The organism is Ruminococcus flavefaciens AE3010 (assembly GCF_000526795.1).
GTDB classification, from domain to species: Bacteria; Bacillota; Clostridia; order Oscillospirales; family Ruminococcaceae; genus Ruminococcus; species Ruminococcus flavefaciens_D.
The window spans coordinates 2,305,440-2,328,917 of record NZ_JAGT01000001.1 but is presented as its reverse complement, the minus strand read 5'-3'; the positions used below and the strand labels follow the sequence as shown (position 1 = coordinate 2,328,917).

The 23,478-nt window shown below is 44.8% G+C and carries 18 protein-coding genes and 1 pseudogene; 12 read left to right on the top strand and 7 right to left on the bottom strand.

Going from position 1 to position 23,478, the window contains the following annotated elements:
* Positions 1 to 52 precede the first annotated feature (52 nt).
* The 3 genes from N774_RS0110190 to N774_RS0110180 are packed head-to-tail and all read left to right on the top strand — an operon-like array spanning position 53 to position 1,525.
* The gene (locus tag N774_RS0110190; protein ID WP_024861147.1) at positions 53 to 835 is read left to right on the top strand and encodes a ZIP family metal transporter; all 783 of its coding nucleotides are present in this window, start codon (positions 53 to 55) and stop codon (positions 833 to 835) included.
* Between the two features lie 9 nt (positions 836 to 844).
* Entirely contained in the window at positions 845 to 1,330 is a 486-nt protein-coding gene (locus tag N774_RS0110185; RefSeq protein WP_024861146.1) for a methyltransferase family protein, read from the top strand.
* Positions 1,331 to 1,342: 12 nt separating this feature from the next.
* Positions 1,343 to 1,525 carry a DUF6796 family protein gene (locus N774_RS0110180; protein ID WP_024861145.1) on the top strand — a complete coding sequence of 61 codons (183 nt, stop codon included), beginning with the start codon at positions 1,343 to 1,345 and terminating at the stop codon, positions 1,523 to 1,525.
* Between the two features lie 86 nt (positions 1,526 to 1,611).
* Here N774_RS0110180 and N774_RS18830 read toward each other — a convergent pair whose 3' ends face one another.
* Complete coding sequence (locus N774_RS18830; RefSeq protein ID WP_024861144.1) at positions 1,612 to 2,181, bottom strand: formate/nitrite transporter family protein; 570 nt, start codon at positions 2,179 to 2,181, stop codon at positions 1,612 to 1,614.
* On the opposite strand from N774_RS18830, the pseudogene N774_RS0110165 reads away from it, so the two are divergent.
* Positions 2,148 to 2,585 (top strand): annotated as a pseudogene (locus N774_RS0110165) (SDR family oxidoreductase); the annotation flags it as partial. The gene N774_RS18830 and the pseudogene N774_RS0110165 overlap by 34 nt on opposite strands.
* A gap of 34 nt (positions 2,586 to 2,619) precedes the next feature.
* Here the strand turns inward: N774_RS0110165 and N774_RS0110160 are convergent.
* Both N774_RS0110160 and N774_RS0110155 read right to left on the bottom strand, forming a co-directional pair.
* A complete protein-coding gene (locus N774_RS0110160) occupies positions 2,620 to 3,357 on the bottom strand; it encodes an ATP-grasp domain-containing protein (RefSeq protein ID WP_024861142.1) in 738 nt (245 codons plus the stop codon).
* Positions 3,358 to 3,465: 108 nt separating this feature from the next.
* Positions 3,466 to 4,599 carry a protein kinase gene (locus N774_RS0110155; RefSeq protein ID WP_024861141.1) on the bottom strand — a complete coding sequence of 378 codons (1,134 nt, stop codon included), beginning with the start codon at positions 4,597 to 4,599 and terminating at the stop codon, positions 3,466 to 3,468.
* A gap of 276 nt (positions 4,600 to 4,875) precedes the next feature.
* Between N774_RS0110155 and N774_RS0110150 the strand changes: the two genes are divergently transcribed.
* The 7 genes from N774_RS0110150 (at position 4,876) to N774_RS0110120 (ending at position 14,886) form a co-directional block, all read left to right on the top strand.
* Positions 4,876 to 6,069 (top strand): ATP-binding protein, encoded by a 1,194-nt coding sequence (locus N774_RS0110150; protein ID WP_024861140.1) that lies wholly within the window; start codon positions 4,876 to 4,878, stop codon positions 6,067 to 6,069.
* Positions 6,070 to 6,482: 413 nt separating this feature from the next.
* Complete coding sequence (locus N774_RS17315) at positions 6,483 to 6,944, top strand: GNAT family N-acetyltransferase (protein WP_024861139.1); 462 nt, start codon at positions 6,483 to 6,485, stop codon at positions 6,942 to 6,944.
* Between the two features lie 280 nt (positions 6,945 to 7,224).
* Entirely contained in the window at positions 7,225 to 7,830 is a 606-nt protein-coding gene (locus tag N774_RS0110140) for a class I SAM-dependent methyltransferase (protein ID WP_024861138.1), read from the top strand.
* A 610-nt stretch (positions 7,831 to 8,440) separates the two neighbouring features.
* Complete coding sequence (locus tag N774_RS0110135; protein ID WP_024861137.1) at positions 8,441 to 10,270, top strand: ammonium transporter; 1,830 nt, start codon at positions 8,441 to 8,443, stop codon at positions 10,268 to 10,270.
* A gap of 71 nt (positions 10,271 to 10,341) precedes the next feature.
* The gene (locus N774_RS0110130) at positions 10,342 to 12,429 is read left to right on the top strand and encodes a glutamine synthetase III (RefSeq protein ID WP_024861136.1); all 2,088 of its coding nucleotides are present in this window, start codon (positions 10,342 to 10,344) and stop codon (positions 12,427 to 12,429) included.
* 613 nt (positions 12,430 to 13,042) lie between these two features.
* Positions 13,043 to 13,582: an SMI1/KNR4 family protein gene (locus N774_RS0110125; RefSeq protein ID WP_024861135.1), complete on the top strand. Its 540-nt coding sequence runs from the start codon at positions 13,043 to 13,045 to the stop codon at positions 13,580 to 13,582.
* Between the two features lie 74 nt (positions 13,583 to 13,656).
* A complete protein-coding gene (locus N774_RS0110120) occupies positions 13,657 to 14,886 on the top strand; it encodes a hypothetical protein (RefSeq protein ID WP_024861134.1) in 1,230 nt (409 codons plus the stop codon).
* A gap of 94 nt (positions 14,887 to 14,980) precedes the next feature.
* Here the strand turns inward: N774_RS0110120 and N774_RS0110115 are convergent, their stop codons facing one another.
* Both N774_RS0110115 and N774_RS0110110 read right to left on the bottom strand, forming a co-directional pair.
* The gene (locus N774_RS0110115) at positions 14,981 to 16,861 is read right to left on the bottom strand and encodes a hypothetical protein (protein WP_024861133.1); all 1,881 of its coding nucleotides are present in this window, start codon (positions 16,859 to 16,861) and stop codon (positions 14,981 to 14,983) included.
* Positions 16,858 to 17,436, bottom strand: a complete 579-nt coding sequence (locus N774_RS0110110; RefSeq protein ID WP_024861132.1) for an RNA polymerase sigma factor — start codon at positions 17,434 to 17,436, stop codon at positions 16,858 to 16,860. The genes N774_RS0110115 and N774_RS0110110 overlap by 4 nt, the downstream gene beginning before the upstream one ends.
* A gap of 317 nt (positions 17,437 to 17,753) precedes the next feature.
* Between N774_RS0110110 and N774_RS18825 the strand changes: the two genes are divergently transcribed.
* Complete coding sequence (locus tag N774_RS18825; protein WP_242836607.1) at positions 17,754 to 20,840, top strand: carbohydrate binding domain-containing protein; 3,087 nt, start codon at positions 17,754 to 17,756, stop codon at positions 20,838 to 20,840.
* A 36-nt stretch (positions 20,841 to 20,876) separates the two neighbouring features.
* On the opposite strand, the gene N774_RS0110100 is transcribed toward N774_RS18825, so the two are convergent.
* Positions 20,877 to 21,680, bottom strand: a complete 804-nt coding sequence (locus N774_RS0110100; protein WP_024861130.1) for a 5-methylcytosine restriction system specificity protein McrC — start codon at positions 21,678 to 21,680, stop codon at positions 20,877 to 20,879.
* Positions 21,681 to 21,695: 15 nt separating this feature from the next.
* Positions 21,696 to 23,471: an McrB family protein gene (locus N774_RS19625; protein ID WP_024861129.1), complete on the bottom strand. Its 1,776-nt coding sequence runs from the start codon at positions 23,469 to 23,471 to the stop codon at positions 21,696 to 21,698.
* Positions 23,472 to 23,478 lie beyond the last annotated feature (7 nt).

The window sequence follows — 23,478 nt, the reverse complement described above, 5'->3', positions numbered from 1 at the left end:
GAGAAGCAAAAGTTCTTGGACTGAGCGGCTCGTCGTTGCTTGTGGGCAGAAAATGAAAACAGAAATATTATCTGGACTTCTGATTCCTTTTCTCGGCACCGCACTTGGCGCAGGCTGTGTGCTTTTCATGAAGCACAACCTAAGCAGATGTGTTCAGCGGGCGTTGACAGGATTTGCAGCAGGCGTGATGACAGCCGCTTCGATATGGAGTCTTATAATTCCGGCAATGAATATGTCAGAGAATATGGGAAAACTCGCTTTTCTTCCTGCGGTTGTCGGATTTTGGTGCGGTATTCTTTTCCTTTTGCTGCTTGATAGTCTGATACCACATCTGCACATGAATGAAGAAAAAGCGGAGGGATTGCCGTCAAAGCTGGCACGTACAACAATGATGGTGCTTGCAGTTACGCTACATAATATCCCCGAAGGTATGGCTGTTGGTATCGTATATGCAGGCTTTATATCAGGCTCTGCTGATATGACCGCAGGCGGAGCGCTCGCTCTGGCTCTCGGAATTGCAATACAGAATTTTCCTGAAGGAGCTATCATTTCAATGCCGCTTCATGTGGAGGGAAAAAGCAAATGGAAGGCGTTTGCGGGCGGTGTATTATCAGGAGCAGTTGAACCGGTCGGCGCACTCCTCACGATACTATTTGCAAGTCAATTACTGCCTATAATGCCGTATCTGCTGAGCTTTGCCGCAGGAGCAATGATATATGTGGTGGTAGAGGAACTGATTCCCGAAATGTCTGAAGGAGAGCATTCAAACATCGGTGTTATCATGTTTTCTGTCGGCTTTACTCTGATGATGATATTGGATGTTGCACTTGGATAGGAGAGAAAAATGAAGAATAAAGAGCATTTACCGATTTTTGGTATCGGACCGTTTCTTGTAGTCGGAATGGCAGTTGTTGCTGCCATTGCGATTGCTGTATTTAGTTATGTTTTACATCTTGGAACCGTCAGTGGATTTTCTGCGACGATGTTGATAGCCATTGGAATTGCACTTATTATCGCAGGTCTGATCGTCTGGTTTATTGGTGCTGTACGGTCTGGAATGGACGATAATATAAAAGAAAATCATCTGAAAACAGACGGAATATATGCGTGGGTAAGAAATCCCATGTACAGCGGCTGGTGGATGTTGATTACAGGTATCAGCCTGATGTGGCATAATATATTTCTGATTCCCGTGATCGTCATAAATTGGGGGATTATGACAGTTGTACTGAAAGCAACGGAAGAAAAATGGCTGCATGAGCTTTACGGGCAGGAGTACGAAGAATACTGCAAATGCGTAAACAGATGTATACCATTTAAAAGAATGTAAAAGGAGCGTACTATGTATTTAGTTTTTTCAATATTAGGTCTGATTGGCGGTCTGCTTTGTTGCACGGGAGATATTCTCTTTGATTTGAAAGGGAAAGGAAATGAAAAGCTTGGAACTTCAAAGAATATTGACAGCAACTGGATCAAAATGGCAGATTGGAGATTTGGACTTTCAATCGCTCTTGCTATGATATGAAAATACGATGTAGGGAAGAATAATTACACAGAAATAAACAAGGCAGGGAAGAAAAATCCCTGCCTTGTTTTGTATATACGGAAGTATCAAGATGATGTTATCTTTTTTACGATTGGCATCAACATGCCTCCTATTGCATTACCTGCCGCAACTGTCAGTATATACGGCATATCATTTGGAAAAGCTCCTGCCATAAACATATAGAATGCGTCTGCTATCGAATGATTGAAGCCGCAGATTATGAATATCATCACAGGCATGGAAATGCCGAAAACAAATGACATATCCGCATTCTTTTTTCTGCTTTCCTTAGCGTTATCAACTGCAAGGTACATGAGCATTCCGCAGAATGCTCCGAGGATAAGCTGACTTATGATAGTATCGCTTGTCTTTGCGGTCATGCATAGGTCTGCTTTTTCGTGAAGCGCCTGAGAGAACCTCGTCTGCCTTAGCATGACCGCTGCAAATGCAGTACCTGCGGCATTTCCGATAAGCGTGACGAGGACTTCGATTATATAAATGGGAGCGTTTTCGGGGATATATCCGACTTTTCCTGTATACAGAGCAAATCCTCTCTGAACTATGGTAAAAAGACCGAAGCTGAAAAGGAAACTGCCGATTATCTTATGCGCTGGCAGTTGGCGTGACTGCGCCATATTATCTGTCGAAGCTTTTTGCACCTAACTTCAACAAAGGCGGCAGTATCATCAATATTTCGTCCTCCCGAGACCGCATGAGTCAGCCTCAGACCGAGAGCTACACGGCGGCAAAGGGCGGTATAGCTGCGCTCACTCATGCTCTTGCGGTAAGCCTTGCAGGAAAGGTGCGTGTTAACTCTATCTCTCCAGGCTGGATTGATACATCCTATAAGGTCTATGACGGTCCTGACGCATATCAACAGCCATGCGGTCGTGTGGGAAATCCAATGGATATCGCCGATATGGTGATGTTCCTCTGCTCCGACAAGGCAGGCTTCATAACAGGCGAGAATATCTGTATCGACGGCGGTATGACCAAGCTGATGATATATCACGGAGATAATGGGTGGGAACTAAAATGATAAAAAGACCGCAGTTGATTCTGCGGCCTTTCATTTATCTTATATCAAAAGCACATTCGTCCTCTGTTCCAGTCAGTTCAGCCCAGCGGGCGGATAACAGCTTTGCATACAGCAACGGATCAAGTCCATAACTGCCAAGTGAGTATCCGTCGTTCACTTCAACGATTATAGTATCTCCTTCTGATGTAAGTCCCAAATCGAGTGAATATGCTGCGGGTGCATCAGAGTACGACGAAATCATTTCCTTGACTTTTTGAAACGAATAAATCCTGCCAAGTTCGCCTTTGTAACGCCGAATATCCAATATTTCACCGTATCTTACAAAGCAGCGCCACTCAGTAATGATATTCCTGATTTCGCTGCAATAAACAGGAATACTTTCTTCAGGTGAAAAGCGTCCTGCAATATCGGTTTCACTATTGCAAATAAAACCTGTAAACAGTTTCCCTTGTTTAGGCTTTACGAATAACGGAAAGTTATTATTCTCGGCAAGGAATTTATCGGATGTACTTTCCCATATCTTTCGACCGTAAAATTCAGAAAGACTTTCCGGATAGTCAATATCGTTCACTGTTATTCCTTTATTTTCAAGGAACTGTTTTACTCTGCCTACTCCGCCGACTACAATATCGGTAATTTCTGCATTTATTAAATCTTCTTTATCAGTGTAAAGAGTGGTCTCAATTCCCATTTGCTGAAAGCCGAGCATAGCTGAAAAAGTGTTCAGATTGTACGGCAGACCGTTATTTCCACATTGAATATATACTTTCACATTATCACTTCCCGTTATTATTTCTCATTATAGCACACGAAAGCGGATTTTGCAATATGAAAAGTCAAGCCGCAGCTTTTCCCTGCGGCTATTATACTTATTAAACGATTATTTCAGCAATTCCTTTGCTCGCTTGTGAATCTGCTCCTCTATTAGCTTTAGGCGCTTGCTGTCGAGATTATACCTTGAATGGCGCTTAAAGCGAAAATCAAGCAGTCTGCGAAGTCCTTCTCTGTGCCTGTTGCTGAGTACCTTTTTAGCAGTACCGATGAAGTCATCATACACGCACGGTACGAGTGTATCCGCATAATCGCTGAGTGCCTTATCGGAGACAAGATCGTCCCTGCCTGCAAGATTGAACAGGGAGTTGCCGTGGTCGAACAGCGGCGCAGGAGCAACTACCTTGTTTGTGCGGTTATCCACCAGAAATCCGAAGTTTCCGAAATGTCTGTCAACGTTGCATATTATCGCATCAAGTACCAGCATATCGTTAAGGGCGGCAATAAATTCATCGCCCAGTGCTGCATAGTATTCGCGAACCGCTTTCATTCCGCCTTTGCTGACAAGTCTGCCTATCGGCATAAAGGAGTAGTCTTTGCTTGTAAACAGTTCACAGGTGGAGCAGAGCTCTCCCTGCCATTTTGACAATCCGTAGGAGATAGCGTTGATACCAAGAGCATCTGCTATCTGAGCGGCATAGAATTCTGAATACGGCTCGTTTCCCGTATTGGAAGCTCCGCTCGTTCCGCCCTTGTAAAGTTGTATAATACCATTTTCTCTGCGCCAGCACTTAGGCAGCATACCATTTGTTGTGAACTCGGGGCATGATGCAAGAGATGTTCTCACAGAGCTGCCATAGCCAGTGAATGCAATAAGTCCCAGCACTCGGCTGAATCTGTTCTCGTACAGGTTGTACTGTGAGAAGCTGCCTTCAAAGCCTTCCTCAACTACCCAGTAGCAGTCGTTTAGTGACAGTCCCTTTGATACACTGAGTATGCTCATAGGGCGGTTGAGATTTAATCCGCATTTGCTTAGAAAACTGTGAACGTATGCACGATTCTTCGGTATAGTCCTGTGTCTCAGCCAACGTGAAACGCTGTCGCCGTCAATAGTCATATCAAGAGGCAGTAAAGTCTTTTGGTCTTCATTTACCCAGAGAATGTCTATCTCGGGTGAGCTTGTATCTTCTGTGGCTGTGAAGCGCATCAGCGAAGTATCAAAGTGTCTCAGTTCGTAAGTCATGGCTCTGCCTCCTTTCGTTTAGTGTAGTTATTATACCACAACAGAGCGATTTAATCAAGAGGTTTGTTAAAACAATTTTGCGTTATATCCTCAATAGCTTCGACTATTCTTGCTTTGGATAACTCTCTGCATTTTAAGAAGATTAGAACGAAGTTCCATCTATGTGCGCTTGCAAACGAAGTTGGAATCACATTTCCAACTATTGACTTTCTTGAGCGAACATGGTATAATAATTCCAGAAAAACATATACTATATGGCAGAAGGAGTTGAATACTATGATAGATCGCCCTGAATATCTCAGATTTTTGAACGAGTGGAAGGATAAACAAATAATAAAAGTTATTACCGGCATCAGAAGATGCGGAAAATCAACGCTATTTGAGCTTTTCTGGGAACAGCTCAGAAAACAAGGCGTCAGTGATGACCAGATAATATCTATCAATTTTGAAGAAGCTGAGAATGAAGAACTCCACGACTGGCATAAAATGTACAGCTATATAACGACTCGTATGCTCCCTGATAAAACAAATTATATCTTTCTGGACGAGATACAGTGCGTGACAGATTATCAGAAAGCTGTTGACAGCCTGTTCGTAAAAAAGAACACCGATGTTTATATAACAGGTTCAAACGCATATTTCATGTCAGGTGAGCTTGCAACGCTGTTATCAGGCAGATATGTTGAACTGAAAATGCTCCCTCTGTCGTTCAAGGAGTACGCAAGTGCTTTTGAAGGAATAAGCAAAGAAGAACTTTATAAGAATTACGTGTATAACAGTTCCTTCCCTTATACAACTGAACTCCATGACAGGCGAAACATAAGAACATATCTTGACGGTTTATATAATACTATCGTTTTAAACGATATTGTCACCAGAAAGAAAATACAGGATCCACTTATGCTGAAAAGCGTTATAAAATATCTGTTCGATAATATCGGAAGTCCCTGTTCTTCAAAGAAGATAGCTGATTCAATGACAAGTGCAGGAAGAAAAATATCCAATCATACTGTAGAAAACTATCTTGAAGGTCTTACCGATAGCCTTCTTATGTACCGTGTCGGAAGATATGACATAAAAGGGAAAGAATATCTGAAACTACTTGATAAATACTACGCTGCTGATGTCGGTCTCAGATATTATCTACTTGGTACTAATAATGCGGATAACGGTCATATCCTTGAAAATGTGGTATATCTGGAGCTTATCCGCAGAGGATATGAAGTATATGTAGGAAAAAACGGTAATACAGAAGTTGATTTCGTAGCTGTTGACTATGATGGAAATATCGAGTATTATCAGGTATCATGGACTGTTCGTGATGAAAAGACTCTTGAACGAGAACTCTCACCGCTGCAAAACATCAACGACCATAATACAAAGATACTTCTGACTATGGATAACGATCCGCCTGTATCATATAATGGAATCAAACAGAAGTACGTTCTGGATTGGTTACTTGATAAATAATCTGTAAAGGAGTTGGCACATCGAACTCCTTTTTAGCTTCTGGCAATTCTTTAATTATCATTTTTTAAATAGGCGCGTGGTTCTTATTTGGTTCTTATTTTCACTAAAATTCACTCAAAAATGCAAAAATCGGCAAAAAGCCAAAAGCTCCCAAACAACGTAATATAGCTAATTATTCGATTTTACAAAAAATCACAAAAAGGGCGACCTTTTATTCGTAATGAGCAGGTCGCAGGTTCGAATCCCGTCACAAGCTCTCATAAAATAATGAAGAATAGGCGCTTTCTCAATGAGAGAGAGTGCTTATTCTTTTAACCGAATACGTTTAGGGCACTATTGCATAAAAAGCAGGGACTATCCAAAAATGGATAGTCCATTTTCTGTTATCCTGTTTTCTGTATAGGAGCGATAAAATGGAACAGATAAGATATATTTGGACAGACGGCAGCAACAAAGACTTTCAGCGGTTTTACCTGTCTGCTGAGGAATACTACAGCAGTCTCGTCGACGGAGTTCAGAACCGCTTGGGATTTATCCCGTACAATATCTCGGACAGCATAGGCACAGTGCTTGTGGCGTATATTGGCGATATCGCGGTCGGGTGTGCGGGACTGAAAGCCTACTCCGAGACCGACGCGGAAATCAAGCGCGTATGGGTCGAGCCTGATCAACGCAGGAAGCATATTGCCGAGGATATGATGAAGATGATAGAAGAAAGGGCGAGGCAGTCGGGCTTCCGCAGGACTGTGCTCCAAACACGGGAAGCAATGCGGGAGGCGGTCTTGCTGTATGAAAAGCTCGGCTATCTGAGGATAGAGAACTATCCGCCCTATGACAAGCTCGACGGTGCAGTCTGCTTCGCAAAGGAGCTGTGAACGATCAAAAGCAATGGCGCTTATCCGTATGGATAGGCGTTTTTTGGGGTGCTGATATCGGTAGAAGTCGCGCCCCGTGTGGGAGTGTGAATTGAACTTACAGACTGATCATGCTTCACGCTTCAATAAGAAAAAAGCTTATGAAAAATAAAAATGAACTTGACAAATGAGAAAAAGTATGATATCATATGAATAGATGTTCACGTGTTCAGTTGTTGAGTTTGGATATATGAGCAATGAAGTCAATTTAGTGAAATAAGAAATGGACAGAGGGATAAACATGATGAAGAAAAGCTTTTGGGATATGGTAGCGGGCGTGTATGATTTCTTTGAAAGAGCATACAATCGTAAATGCTATGATAGTACGGGAGAAAGAGTTGCACAGGAGATAGACAGCGGAGATATCGTACTTGAATGTGCCTGCGGAACAGGTTCTATAAGCAAACCTGTTGCCAAAAAATGCAGGAAACTTTTTGCTGCGGGTATGTCCGTAAATATGATGAAACGGGCAAGAAAAAACTGCTCCGAATGCAGGAATATCGTTTTTAAGAAGTCGGATATAATGTCCATCAATGTAAGGGACGATTCTTTCGATAAAGTTGTTGCAGGCAACGTGATACATCTTCTTGATGAGCCGTACAAAGCTGTGGACGAATTGCTCAGAGTGTGCAAAAAAGGCGGAAAAGTCATTATTCCAACTTATATCAATATGGGGAAGCAGTCAAGCGAGTTTTTGATAAAGCTGTTTGATTTTGCAGGCGCACATTTTACAAAACAGTTTGACCGCAGGAGCTATGAGGAGTTCTTTATTAAAGGCGGATATGATGTGACCTTTGATATTGTAGAGGGAAAAATGCCGTGTGCAGTAGCAATAATAAAAAAATAACGGAACACAAGGTATTTTTAGTATCTTGTCATAGGTGCGAGCTCGATTATCCTGTCGGCACTGCTTGTCTGAGATGATCGTATGAGCCCGAAACAGGACGTTTCAGACCCGTACTTGACGGCGTGAATCTACGACGTGAGCCGCTGCAAGTGCGAGCTTTACAACGACATCAAGAACGAACATCTTCTTATAACGATCTGAACAAAGGCGCTTACCCGCAATGGATAAGCGCTTTTTTATGAACTATCGCCTCATAAACGGCGGCTGTTCCGAGCTTTAATGCATACCTGAGATTAAAAATCAAGGTATTATGCCACGGAAAATGGCTGCAAATTATACGATTTTGTAAAACGCGCATTGCTTTTTGCGTTTAAAGCGGCGAAAATTTATAAAAAATTCCGAAGTTGCAAAAAAGTAGTTGACAAAGGGAAAATAAAAGACTATAATGGCATTGTAAACAGCAAGGGCGCTGCAGGCGATAAGTCTGCGGCGCTGTTTTGGTTTTATAGCGCTAAATCCATACACAAAGGGGTGTATGATGTACCGAAAGGATTCGGTGCGTCGTATGCCCCTTTAAATTTTATGCTGTATCTTTTAAGGAGGAATTTCTATGGAATCTCAGACAATCTTACAACAAGCCATGGATGAGACCAACGGTCTGGTCTTCGGCGTATGGTTTTTAATAGGCGCTGCTCTTGTATTCTTTATGCAGGCAGGCTTCGCAATGGTGGAGACAGGCTTCACCCGTGCAAAGAACGCAGGCAATATCATCATGAAGAACCTTATGGACTTCTGTATCGGTACAGTTGTCTTCATACTCATAGGCTTCGGTCTTCTCTTCGGTGAAGACCTCGTCGGTATAATCGGTGCTCCGGGATTTGATATCTTCACTTCCTACGGCAGCTTCGACTGGTCAAACTTCGTATTCAACCTTGTATTCTGTGCGACAACAGCTACTATCGTTTCGGGTGCAATGGCTGAAAGAACCAAGTTCCTTTCATACTGCGTATACTCAGCAATCATCAGTGCGATCGTTTATCCTATCGAAGCACATTGGGGCTGGGGCGGCGGCTGGCTCAGCCAGTGGGGCTTCCACGATTTCGCAGGCTCAGCACATATCCACATGGTGGGCGGTATCGCAGCTCTCGTAGGTGCAGCTATCCTCGGTCCAAGAATAGGTAAGTTCTACAAGACAAAGGACGGCGAGATCAAGGTAAACGCTATCCCGGGTCACAACCTTACAATCGGTGCTCTCGGCTGCTTTATCCTCTGGTTCGGCTGGTACGGATTCAACGGTGCAGCTTGTACATCTATCGATCAGCTCGGTTCAGTATTCCTTACAACAACAGTTGCTCCTGCTATCGCAACAGTAACTTGTATGATATTCACATGGCTCAAATACGGCAAGCCCGATGTTTCAATGTGTCTTAACGCTTCACTTGCAGGTCTTGTAGGTATCACAGCTCCCTGTGACGTAACAGACTGTGTAGGCGCTTCAATAGTTGGTATCGTTTCAGGCTTACTCGTTTGCTTCGGTGTATGGTTCCTCGACTATGTACTCCACATCGACGATCCTGTTGGTGCAGTAGCAGTTCACATGATGAACGGTATCTGGGGTACAATCGCAGTTGGTCTCTTTGCAAACCCTGAGGTTCCGGGTTACTCACTTGTTGACCAGAACGGCGACCAGCTTGCAGGTCTCTTCTACGGCGGCGGTTTCGGACTTCTCGGCAGACAGCTCACAGGCTTTGTATGCATTGCAGCATTCACAGTAGTTTCAATGATAATCGTTTTCCAGCTTATCAAGCACACTATCGGTCTCCGCGCTTCCGAGCAGGAGGAGATCATCGGTCTCGACGTTACAGAACACGGTCTTATTTCCTCTTATGCAGACTTCGCTCCCGCACTTACAGACGCAGGAATGTATGGCTATACTAAGGACGACGCTAAGAGCGTAGAAAAGGTAGAAAAGAAGAAGGATACAAAGGAGACAGAAAAGAAGCCTGCTGCTACAGTTGATGAAGCAGTAGAGGTAAAGAACTACTCCACACCTTCACCTGACGGTGCAACAAAGCTCACAAACATTGTTGTTATATTCAAACAGCAGAAACTCCAGCAGTTCATCGAGGCTATGGAGCACATCGATGTCAAGGGCATCACAGTTACAAACGTTCTGGGCTGCGGTATGCAGAACGGACAGACAAACTACTACCGTGGTGCAGCTGTTGAAATGAACCTGCTGCCTAAGGTAAAGGCTGAGATCGCTGTATGTGCAGTTCCTGTTGACAAGGTAGTAGCTGCTGCTAAGGCTGCTCTCTACACAGGCAACTACGGCGACGGTAAGATGTTCATTTACGATATCGAGAACGTGATCAAGATCAGAACAGGCGAAGAAGGCTACAACGCTCTCCATGATTCGGCAGAGTGGGAAAAGGCTTAAATAACAAGATGTGACTGCGGGCATCAGCTTGCTCGCAGTCCACTTTAAAATTTGATTTGGAGGTATTTAAAATGGAAAAGATAACTGATTATTTTGGCTCAATGGTATTCGATGACAGGATCATGAAAGCGACCCTTTCAGATAAAGTATACAGATCACTTAAAAGGACTATCGACAAGGGAACTCCCCTTGATATATCCGTTGCAAATGCAGTTGCGGCTGCTATGAAGGAATGGGCAGTTGAAAAGGGTGCAACTCACTACACTCACTGGTTCCAGCCAATGACAGGTGTTACAGCCGAGAAGCACGACAGCTTCATTTCTCCAGCTCCCGACGGCAGAGTTATTATTGAGTTCTCAGGCAAGGAGCTTGTAAAGGGCGAGCCTGACGCTTCATCATTCCCATCGGGCGGACTTCGTGCAACATTTGAAGCAAGAGGCTATACAGCATGGGATCCTACTTCTTATGCATTCATCAAGGACGGCACACTTTACATTCCAACTGCATTCTGCTCATACACAGGTGAAGCACTGGATAAGAAAGTACCGCTTCTCCGTTCAATGGAAGCTCTCAACAAGCAGGCTATCCGTATACTGAAGCTCTTCGGCAATGACAAGGTAAAGAGCGTAAAGACCTCTGTTGGTCCCGAGCAGGAATACTTTCTCGTTGACCGTGAGATGTGGAAGAAGAGAAAAGACCTTATCATGACAGGCAGGACCCTCTTCGGTGCTATGCCTCCTAAGGGTCAGGAAATGGACGACCACTACTTTGGCTCTATCAAGCCAAGAGTTGCCGAGTACATGGCTGACCTTGACAAGGAGCTGTGGAAGCTTGGTATCCTTGCTAAGACAAAGCACAATGAAGTTGCTCCTGCACAGCATGAGCTCGCTCCTATTTATGATACAACAAATATCGCCGCAGACCACAACCAGCTGACAATGGAGGTTATGCAGAAGGTGGCTCTCCGTCACGGTCTTGTGTGTCTGCTCCATGAGAAGCCCTTTGCAGGCGTAAACGGTTCAGGTAAGCACAATAACTGGTCTATATCCACAGACCAGGGCGAGAACCTCCTTTCACCCGGTGAGACTCCCGCTGAAAACGCCCAGTTCCTGCTTTTCCTTGCAGCAGTTATAAAGGCTGTTGACGATTATCAGGATCTGCTGAGACTTTCAGTTGCAACTGCAGGCAACGACCACCGTCTCGGCGCAAATGAAGCTCCGCCTGCTGTAATATCCATATTCCTTGGCGACGAGCTCACAGCAGTTCTCGACGCTATCGAAAAGGATAAGCCATACGGCGGAACAAAGAAGGAGAAAATGCAGCTTGGTGTTGATGTTCTTCCTAAGTTCAGCAAGGACTCCACTGACAGAAACAGAACCTCACCGTTTGCATTTACAGGAAACAAGTTTGAGTTCCGTATGCTCGGTTCTTCCAACAGTATCTCCTGCGCAAATATCCACCTCAACGCAGCAGTTGCTGAGGAGCTGAAGCAGTTTGCCGATAAGCTTGAGGGCGCTAAGGACTTCAACAAGGCTCTCCATGATCTTATCAAGAAGACTATCAAGGATCACAAGCGTATCATCTTCAACGGCAACGGCTACGATGATTCATGGATAAAGGAAGCAGAGAAGCGCGGTCTCATGAATCTGAAGACCACTGCTGACGCTATGCCCCATATCTGCGACAAGAAGAACGTGGATATGCTTACCTCTCACGGTGTATTCACAGAGGCAGAAATTTTCTCACGCTGTGATATCATGCTTGAAAACTATATCAAGACAGTAAACATCGAAGCTATCACCATGATAGACATGGCACGCAAGGAAATTATCCCTGCTGTTGCTAAATTCGCAGCTGATACAGCTTCTGCTGTTGCAGTTAAAAAGAGCGTATCAAAGGCAGCCTGCAAGTATGAGAGCAGTCTTGTTACTGAGCTTTCAGAGCTCATCGATGAAATGGATACAGCAACAACAAAGCTTGAAAAAGCAGCTGCTGATTTCAAGAAGCAGGACGTTATCATAAAGGCTTCCGAGTTCGTCCGCGACACTATGCTCCCTGCAATGGATAAGCTACGTGCAGCAGCTGACAAGGCTGAGACAATAACGGCTGAGTCCTACTGGCCATTCCCTGCATACGACAAGCTCCTCTTCGGAGTATGATATTCAAGAGTATCAGAAAAGTCTTGCATAGACAACCCCTTGAAATACAGCGTAAACCACAGAGCCAACAGCATTTTAGCCGTTGGCTCTGTGGTCTTTTATGTATGCTCGTTCATATTATCAGGGAGAGAAATGACTATATATTATATGGTGAAATACATATTTTCTAAACAGGAATTATGCGAAAACATTGCCGGTAAGCTTGACGGGGTGATATAGTATTTTTCTATAGTCCGCAATGACTTTTTCGGATTGGACAAACCGTATTTTCAGTGCTATAATAAAGTCATACCAAACGAAAGGAGCGGTAAAAATGGACAACAGAATATCCTATGTGCTTGGTATGCTCCGCTCTGTCGTGAGAGGTACAGACCGAATGTGCAGCACGGGACGATGTTGCATTGACAAACAAAAAACAGCTGAAAACCATTAAGTGTATAGCCTCCTAAAAATACATTTATATGAATGACGGGCAGCTTCTTCGGCAACGGAGAAGCTGCTTTTTGTATATGCAGCCCCACATGATTTATTGATTGACAATTTACCCTGCATGATATATAATTAAAATAAATTATACAGCTTTAAGCTGAAATACAAAAGTGAGGTGGTTATTATGTCAGACAATTACATTCCGCCCGAGAGGCAGGATATCAACAATGCAGTAATACCCGAAAGCGCAGAGTTTTATGAGGAAATGAAGCTTCTTGTTCATCTGGCAAAGAATTATCCCGACGATGTTGAGCTTCAGCTGTTTGCTCCTCTTTCAGATGAAGAAATAGATGGATTTGAAAAGCGCACAAATATAAAGCTTACCGATGAGTTAAGGGACTTATATAAGTTCACAAACGGTTTCTCTCTTAGTGTTGCGAACCTTGATATATGCACACTCGATCAGGTCGAAGAGATGCTTGATACAGAATGGGAATGGGGAGACACAAAGAATTATCTGTATCTTGGCGACATGATAGGCGACGGCGAGATCGTTCTGCTTGATCTTGACACCAACAAGATAATAACAAACGATCACGGCGATGAAGATGAATACGATGACATCACAACTCTGCTCGGATACAATATCACAGTTTTCTTAGACGGTGAAATTGAAGACGAGGAATTGGAAGAATATCTCGGTGAATGGGACGACGCTGAGTAAGCGGAGCAGAAAAGCAAATTGCCGCCGAAGATGATAAACAGCTGATTTTCAGGCTGATAATACAGGTGAATAAAATGTCAGAAATAAAAGAATATAAATGCCCGTCATGCGGAGCTCCCATGTACTATGACATAAAACAGAGAAGTATGTCATGCAGGTTCTGTAAAAATACATTTGATCTTGATTATATCCGTTCTCACTTTAATGAAGAGACAGACGATAAGCTTTCGGATTTTGACTGGATCGAAAGGACCAAAATAGTATGGGAGCCCTACGAGACCGAAAAGCTGGAAGAGTTTGACTGCTCCTCCTGCGGCGGAAAGATCATAACATGGTCCTCGACCGCCACTGCAAGGTGTCCTTACTGTCAGCACGATGTAATAGTTTCCTCGGATTTTGAAGGAGATATACGTCCTGATAAAGTTATCCCTTTCAAGTTTACTGCGGAGAAATTCAGGCAGAGCTTTACGGATTATATCAATGATCTGAAATATGTGCCAAAGGAATTCAAGGATAAGGCAGTTCTTGAAAATATAAGAGGATTTTATGTTCCTGTATGGAGCTACAGCTGCACATGCAGTTCCTCGATCAGTGTAGACGGCAATAACTACAGCGGAAATGTAAAAGTCAATAATTTCCCGATACTTGCCAATGAGACCAACATAAGAAAGGACATCTTTTATTCTGTCTGGCCTTTTAAATTCGGTCAGGCTGAAGATTTTACCGCATCGTGTCTTACAGGCTTTTACGCAAGCAGATATAATATAGGTGCCGAAAATGCACTGAACAGTACAGAGCCTGAAGTAAAACGGATATGCTCGCTCAGAATAGCGTCAAAGGCTGAAAGTATCTATGAGTCTGCAGACTATGATTCGAGATATGTGCGTGAGGCGCATAAAAATACAAGCATCTCGGACAGGGAACTGAACTATTATCTTGTGCCTGTATGGCTTTTGAACATTCCCTATAAGGACAAAAAATACACCTTTGCAATGAACGGTCAGACGGGAGCTATGCGCGTTGATAAGCTGCCGACAAGTTCGTTTTATAATCTGGCTATGCCTGCAATTTGCCTTTTACTGTATTTGATAGGGCTTATCATCGGGTATTTTGTCCTCAGGAACGATTGTAAAGACATAACTGACCTGATAGTATCAATGATAGGCTGCTGTGTGATACCTTTGGGTATTATCAGTTTTATTCTTGCATATCTGATACATTATAAGATCTTCAAAAAGACCATAAGCAAATTAGAGACCTTTGATGATCAAAAGTATTTTGAACTATACGACTTTGTTAAGTAGTGCGAAATACTTACATGGATATCCGTGGGAATTGTAACAGACTAAGAAGTAAAAATAGAAAACCGCTTAGAATTAATTTCTAAGCGGTTCTTTGTTATTTGAAATTGCTGAGACCGGTGTCGAACCAGCTCATATCCTTTTCGGGAACAGACTCTGCCTGATCGTTGAGCTTCACATCGTAGTAGAAATTTGCTTCAACCAGATCACCGTTTTCATCAAGCATTTCCACAAGCATTGGGATACCTGTTTCCTTGTCGATGTAGGCGGTAAGCTTGTCATGGTAATCGCTGCTGTAAGAAGATAAATAATCGGGAATGTCCATTTCAATGATACAGCAGTCTCTGCTCTCAAAGGTCGTTTCGCCTGTAATATCCCAATTATTAAACTCATACAAGTAATTTGTTGCAATCAGCTGTCCGTTTGGACAGATAAAAGGCTTATATGTATCACGTGTCCAGATCGGCAGTTTTTCCGAATTCAATCTGAATGAATCATAGCCGCCGTATTGATCGGCGTCTTCATCGTGATATATACGATTGTTCCAGTCATACCAGCTGTAGTCGGGGTCAAGCTCTGTGGGATTATGCCAGTAATAGTATTTCTCACCGTCACAGTAGTCTTCATCCTCTTTTTCATGGTCGGCAGAGAATGTATTTTTTGCATAGTTTACCATACTTGCAATATCCTCGCTGCCGTTGTATCGGTCAGCGTAATAGCCATAGCTGTATTTTCTTGCCGTTCTGTTATCGGCATAGGTAACATCGATTTTTACGGAATAATCTCTGATCTCCGCAGGAGATCCCTCGGGGGCTTTGTAGAAATGTCCGTATTTTACACTTATCTTATCATAATAGTCACCGCTGTTCATCATCTTGTCTACAATATCAAGCTTCTGAGCATCAAGCTCAGGACCAGTAGGCTCTAAATCGTCAATAATCCATTTGCCGTCCCTGTTTACCACCTTCATGGACATATCGTACTTGTTTGGGATATTTGTGAACTCATACTTTACAACAGCAGTAAATGAATCATCGGTGATGTCGGTTATCACGGCAGGTTCGTTCAGGCAGTTATAGAATCTGTAGGTAGACGGTATATATTTATTTCCATTTGCGTCATAATCTAATGAAGCGCAGTACAGCTTGCCGTCGCGCATAGCGTAAACACCGAAATCGGGATAAGTGTCGGTATCCTGATTATAGTAGGTATTGCTCTCACAGCCTGAAATATCACCGCCGATAAGATCAGGGAACTGTTTATCGATCAGGCTCTGTGACATAAAGGAAAGAGCCTTTTCCATTACCTCATCGGTATTGCTGTATTTCATACCTGTTGTATAGTGATCGTAATTCCATAAACCGATCGATTTATAATTCGGGTAGTCAAGCGGATCGCCCGAGCCGATCTCAAAGCATACTTGATCGTGGATCTCAGAGGCTTTTCTGTCAAATTCGGCTACAGCCGCTTCCCATTCTTCATCTGTCATGCCGTCAGCGCGTTCAATATAGCTGTTTTCATCGCTTTTAGGCAGTTCGTCCTCATTGTACGGCGCAAGGAAATCGTTATACTTATTCAGCAGATCATCAGTGATGCTGCGGTACTCCTCAGTGCGGGGATCCTCGGTGTTTACCTGTGACATATCCTCAGAGACTGTGGTAGGCACGTTGGGATCGTTCTCTGTGCCGCTGTGGAGCTGCTTTGCGATATTGTAGCCGCCGAAGCTTCCCGCACCTATAAGGAGCGCAAGTGAAGCTGCAACAGAAGCTGTTTTCCACTTCGGACGACTGTAACGCTCAACACCGCTTACCTCGGTTTCACTGCTGTATTCCTCGTTTGTATTTTCTGATATATTGTACTTTCTCTCGCTCATGGCATACATTCTCTCCTTCTCTTCATCAGTGAGTACGGAGAATTCCTGAGCAAGCATGTCAATAGTCTCGTCGTCGAGATCAAAGAAAAGATCATTGTCTTTCATATCAAGCCCTCCTTGTTTATACCTGCTTCCATAAGCAATGTTCGGAGCTTTTGCCTTGCACGGCTGCTTCGTTTCTGAACAGCTGCCGCCGACATAGATATGCTTTTTGCTATTTCCTTTGCAGTGCGGTTGTAGTAATACTGTTGTATGATGATAGTGGAATCGGGATTGCCAAGCTCTTTTATCTTGCCGAGAATGATATCAGACTGCTCCCTGCGTTCAGTGTTTTCGGTTATATCGTTGTCGTCGCGGAGCTCATTGATAGTGTTTTCGTCAACATAAGCCGTCCTGCTGATGCGTAAGCTTATTTTGCGGAAAGAGTCGATAGCCGTATTCCGAGCGACGGTGCCGATAAAGGCTTTGAAATTATCCGTAAAGTCCGTATCCTCGTCGAGAAGCTTATATATCTTCATAAATACGTCGCTGACGCATTCTTCAACGTCCTCGCGGCTTCCGCAGCTTCTGAGGATACTGAATGCGATAGTGTAGACGTAGTTGCAGTATTTATCAAAGACCGCCCTGTGGCATTTCTGAACTGAGTCTGCCATTAGTAAGCGCAGCTCGTTGTTTGTCATCAGGAAATCCTCCTTTATTGAATGCATTCACTAATATAATCGAAAGTAAAAAAGAAAATCAGACATATAATTCTAACATTTTTTTCGTAAAAAAACAAGCGCTTTGAGAAGCAGGAAAAACTGAGCTGTGCTCGGGAAATGCAAATTGGTAAAATCACATACAATTTTAACAGTTTATAGTTACAATCCTTTTTTTGTCCACCTAAACTGTGAAAAATGGGTTTAACAAATAAAAAATATGTTATATGATAGATGTGGAATATTTTTTTCGTTTTTGTCTTGTACGGACAATTTTTTTATTGAAGGAGGAAATGATCATGGGCAAGATCAAAAAACTCAGAACTGCACTCTCAGCAGTTCTGGCAGGAACCATGCTGATAGGCACAGCATCAGCGTTCCCGACACGCGCACCTCTCAGTGCAGAGGCAGCAGGTGCGTGTACCATCAACACAAACAAGGAATACCAGACTATCCGCGGCTTCGGCGGCATGAACCACCCTGAGTGGCAGAGCTATAATGCTCAGAACGGCGCTCCGGGAGACATGACCGAGGCTCAGGTTCAGAAAGCTTTTGGAAACGGCGCCGACGAGCTGGGACTTACAATTCTGCGTATCTTCGTCAGCGATGACAAGAATGCATGGAAGAACGCTATCCCGACAGCTCAGAGAGCTCAGAAGCTCGGCGCTACAGTATTTGCTACACCTTGGAATCCGCCAGCTTCAATGAGAACAAACGGCACAGGCGGTCCTACAGGCGGTCAGTACGTCCTCAAACAGGGTGCAGAAGCTCAGTACGCTCAGCACCTCAATGACTTCATCAAGTACTGCAACAATCAAGGCGTTCAGCTCAATTCTATCTCTGTTCAGAACGAGCCTGACTGGTCAGGCGAGTGGACTGCATGGAGTGCAGACCGTGCTGCAAACTTCATTGCAAATTACGGTAAGTCTGTAACAGCCGGCACCACAACAAAGCTGATGTCACCTGAGAGTTTCAGCTATAACAAGAGCTTCTACAACGCAATCCTCAACAATTCCAAGGCTATGGCAAACTGCGATATGTTCGGCACTCATTTCTACGGAACACAGCGCAACGCTATGGACTTCCCTGCCCTTGAAAACTGCGGCAAGGAAATATGGATGACCGAGGTCTACGTTCCAAATAGTGATAACAACTCCGCTGACCGCTGGCCAGAGGGTGTTCAGGTCGCAGAAAACATCCACAACGCACTCGTTGTAGGCAACATGAACGCTTATGTTTGGTGGTACATACGCCGACAGTACAGTCCAATGTGGGATACCGGTAAGATTTCCAAGCGCGGATATGCAATGGCTCAGTTCTCCAAGTGGGTTCGCCCGGGCGACGTTCGTATCGACGCTACAGAGCAGCCAAATACAAACATTCTTGTATCAGCATATAAGCACAGCGACACACAGGCTACAGTAGTCGCAATCAATAAGGGCAGCGGTGCAGTAAGTCAGCAGTTCACCCTCAGCGGCAGAAATGTCACTGGCGTTGAGACCTACAGAACCTCCGGAAGCGAAAATATCGCAAGCATAAGCGGAGTTTCAGCAAGCGGTTCATCGTTCACAGCACAGCTCCCCGCAAACAGCGTTTCCACATTCGTTGTGGCTCTTGAAAGCGACGGCAAGGGCTTCGTGGGCGGCAAGGATCCCACACCTCCCGAACCTATCGAGCCTGATGCAAACGGTTATTACTACCACGACACATTCGAGGACGACAGCAACGGCTGGGAAGGCAGAGGCGGTGCTACAGTTTCCACAGGCGGTTCAGCATACGCAGGCAGCAAGGCTCTCACAGTATCTGGCAGAACCAGTGCATGGCACGGCGCAATGAAGACTCTGGACTACCTTACATTCAAGGCAGGGGAGTCCTACAGCTTCAGCGTTGCAGCAAAGGGCTCTGGCAACATGATGCTGTCACTGGAATACACAGCTGACGGCGAAACTAAATACGATCATATCGCAGACGGAGTTTCCAACGGCGAGTATGTACAGCTTGCAAATCCAAACTACACTATCCCAACGGGCGCCTCCAACATCAAGCTCTATGTTGAGACAGAAGAGGGCACAGATGACTTTGCTATCGACGAGGCAATCGTTGCTAAGGCTGGCACAGTTATCGACGGTCCAAAGGCTGTTACAACAACAACAACTACTACAACCACCACAACGACCACGACCACTACTACAGCTGCACCGATCGTTACAACAACTGCCGATCCAAAGGCTGCACTTGACGCAAAGGTCTCCAAATGGGGTGACGCCAACAACGACGGCGGCGTGGACATGGCTGACGTTGTACTCATAATGCAGTCTCTCGCAAATCCGAACAAGTATGTTCTTTCTGAGACAGGCGCATTTAACGCAGACGTAAGTGAAGCAGGCGGCGGTATCACAGCCAACGACGCCCTCGTTATCCAGAAGTTCCTCTTAGGCACTATCACAAAGCTCCCTGAGAGCTACTCCGACGACATCAAGACAGTTACCACAGCTGCAACAACTACAAAGGCAACGACCACATCGACTGCCACAACCACAACTACGACCACCAATGCAGACCCAAGCGCTTACATGGCAAGCATACGCGACCAGATAACAGTAAACGTTCCCTCAACAGTACTGAAAAATGCAGAGGGCACAGTTGAGCATATCACATATTTCTCGAAAAAGGCAAACCGCAACAAGGGCGCAAACGTATGGCTCCCGCCGGGATATGACAGCAGCAAGAAGTATCCCGTGTTCTATGTCAACCACGGCTACGGCGGCGATGAGTCCTCGATGATGAACGGTATGGGTATCCGCGAGATAGCTACAAACCTCATCAAGAGCGGCGAAGCTGAGCCAATGATAATCGTTTTCACCAATCAGTACACAGACCCGAACCATGAGAAGCAGACAGGCAACGGTCAGGCAGACGTCCCCGGATATGATAACTTTGTAGAGGATATGCCCGACAGCCTTATGCCTTACATCGAGTCCCACTATCCTGTAAAGACAGGACGTGAGAACACCGCAGTTGCAGGCTTCTCAATGGGCGGAAGAGAATCCCTCTACATCGGCATGAAGTGCAGTGACAAGGTAGGCTACATCGGCGGCGGCGCACCTGCCCCGGGTATCTTCCCCACACAGGATCAGTTCATGACACATCCCGGCGTTATGAGCAAGGACGATATGAGGATAGACCCTCCCTATTCACCATATCTGCTTATGATCGCAGGCGGTACAAACGACACTATGGTAAATGACTTCCCCAAGCAGTACAGCGACCTGTTCACACAGCACGGCACAGAGAATATCTATATCTCCGTTCCCGGCGGCGGACATGATGCAAACACTGTTATACCGCTTATGTACAACTTCATAAAGTTCATATTCAAGGCATAAAAACAAGGGACTTTCCAATGGGAAAGTCCCTTTTCCTTACGGTATTTTATAAAACTGTGCGCATAATATGTATTTTCCCGAAAAGGCAGTACCCTCATTCTTGTCAAAAAGCATTCTGCAAATATTGAGGGTGGTGCTGTACTTTTTTGTGTTCCGCGTGTTTATGCATTTGCCGAACTCTGCGGTAATGTCGTGGGGCACACGGACTTCGTCAAGGAATGACAGCGTTTCTTTCAGCAGGTGTGAGCTTCGGGGATCAGCGGTCATCTTGTTGAGCAGCTTTGCTGCCGCTTTTATTATGCGGTTTTCCGCACGGTCGGGAGTGAAGATATCATGGCGCACATATACCCTTTCACGGTGTACCAGATTGCGTCGGATATTCTCCGAGAACAGGATAGCTCCCTGCACCGAAGTCATGTTTTCCTCGCAGCTTGTGTAGCGCGAGAGAACTCCGCTTTTGATTATCTTCATGGTCTCGTCCGCAAACACGGATATGAAGTACTCCATGAAGTTCATCTCGGGGTCGAGTGCCGACGGGACGAAGGTATATCCGCACCGCCTGCAAAACTCGGCGCAGAGCGTTTTTCTTGCATCTGCCGTACCGTTTTTTGTACGGGGCAGCACCTCGATAAGAGTTCTGTCGGTGAGATATGCGAATCCGCAGTATGAGCCTGCCGTGAAGTATTTCTTCCCGTTTTTTCCACTGACAGCTATCACTTTTCTGCCGTCAGCTCCGCAGACCTCCGCAAACTCGCCCAGCATTTCCGAAAGCTTGCCGTTTTCTGCGGAAATTTCGGCGATATTTTCATTTGCCGATACGCAAAGGTGTTTTGTGTACATTGTATTCTCCGTTCATCATAAAACATCGCGGTAGATATTTATGAAGTTATCCATGTTCCAGTTCATGGGATTGCCGAGACGGTAAAGCTTCTGTCCCGAATCGAACTGCTTGATGTACTTTGGAGTAATGCATTCGATGAAAGCATTCTTGTCGTTCAGCACAAGCTTTATCCTTTCGTAGTCATCGAAGAAATACTCCTGAAGCAGAGGGATTATCTTTGTGGAGAAGACCTCTCTCAGCTCGTCGAGACTTTTTATGCAGCCGTCGTTGTTCATGAAGTATGCATGACCGATAGCGTGCTCGCGGTCGTAGTAATACTCTATACGCTCATTGAGTGCGGTAAGCAGCTCGCAGAGGTCTACGCCGCCGCATTCGCCCAGCAGTGAGGGCTGAGGCATCATTTCGATAAAGTCGAATCTTCTTCTCAGAGCAGTGTCCAGCATGGCGATGGAACGGTCAGCTGTATTCATTGTACCGAGGATATACAGATTGGGCGGCACGGAAAAATCGGTCTGTGAATAGGGGAGAATGACCGATGAGCCTCGCTTCGACTCTTCGATGAGGGTTATGAGCTCACCGAATATCCTTGAGATATTGCCTCGGTTTATCTCGTCTATGATAGCCACGAATTTCATATGGGGACTCTTTGAAGCCTTTTCGCACAGCGACTTGAAAATGCCGTTGTAGGGACGGTAAATGACAGTAGTATCCTCATGGGCTGTACTGGTGTCGTTGCCGTATCTGTCAACTACGACGGGACGGATACCCTCAACGAATTCCTCATAGCTGAGGGACTGGTGGAAGGTGGTGAACTTTATCTGACCCGAAGCTGTATATTTTGAGTATATAGCCTTTATTACGGAATACTTTTCATCGGGAGCTATCTTTCTGCCCTCGATAAGCTCCACCGCATACTTTACTACGTTATAGGTCTTACCTGTTCCGGGAGGTCCGTAAAGGATCTGGTTAAGGGGAGCGACCTTTTTTCTGAACTGATAATCCGCAAGAGTCTTGTCCGCCTGCTCCTCCTCTTCCTTTTCATCAGGAGCTTTCAGCTCGCCGAGGAGCTGCCATGACATAATGTCGAATACTCTCATATTCTTGAACTTGAAATGAGAATTGCGGAATTCAAGTATCTTTCGGCAGTTGTGGATATACTGCGACAGATCTTCTATTTTTCTTAGTGGGATGCCAAGCTCTCTGAAACAGAGGGAATCGGTGATGCTTTCGCCAAGTATAGGAAAGGTATTGGGTTTAAGACAGTGAAGTATCCTTGATAAAGCAAACACAGGCATTCCCGAATCCTTGATCTGTGCGTTGAGCATTTTCTGCGCAGTATCAAGGAGCTTGGTGTCGTTGTCCAGTCCCGACAGGTTTATGCACATTTTGAAGAAGAACTGTATAGACTCAGGCTTTTCGGCAATGAGAGCGCTCTTGAAGGAGAGAGGATTCACAAGGAAATTCTTCTCATACTTATTTGCCACATGAGTAAACAGCATTCTTGCGCCCTTGCTCCATATCTTATCGATAGTGGTGTAAAGCATATGCTTGTCGATGTGGAGCAGGTGGCTGTTCTGAATGCGGAGCTTCAGCTCATCCTTGTCCCCCGACCAGATGCCGAGCGTCAGGTAATAAAGCAGATCAAGATCCTTGTAGTCGATGAGGGTGGTCTTTTTCAGCTTTGCATAGCATTCCACAGCTTCGCGGACAGAGCTGTATGTTCCGTCAAATTCATTAGGTTGTATGTCATTTTTATGTTTGAGTTCTTCAATAATTTTAGTTTTCTCCATATTTATG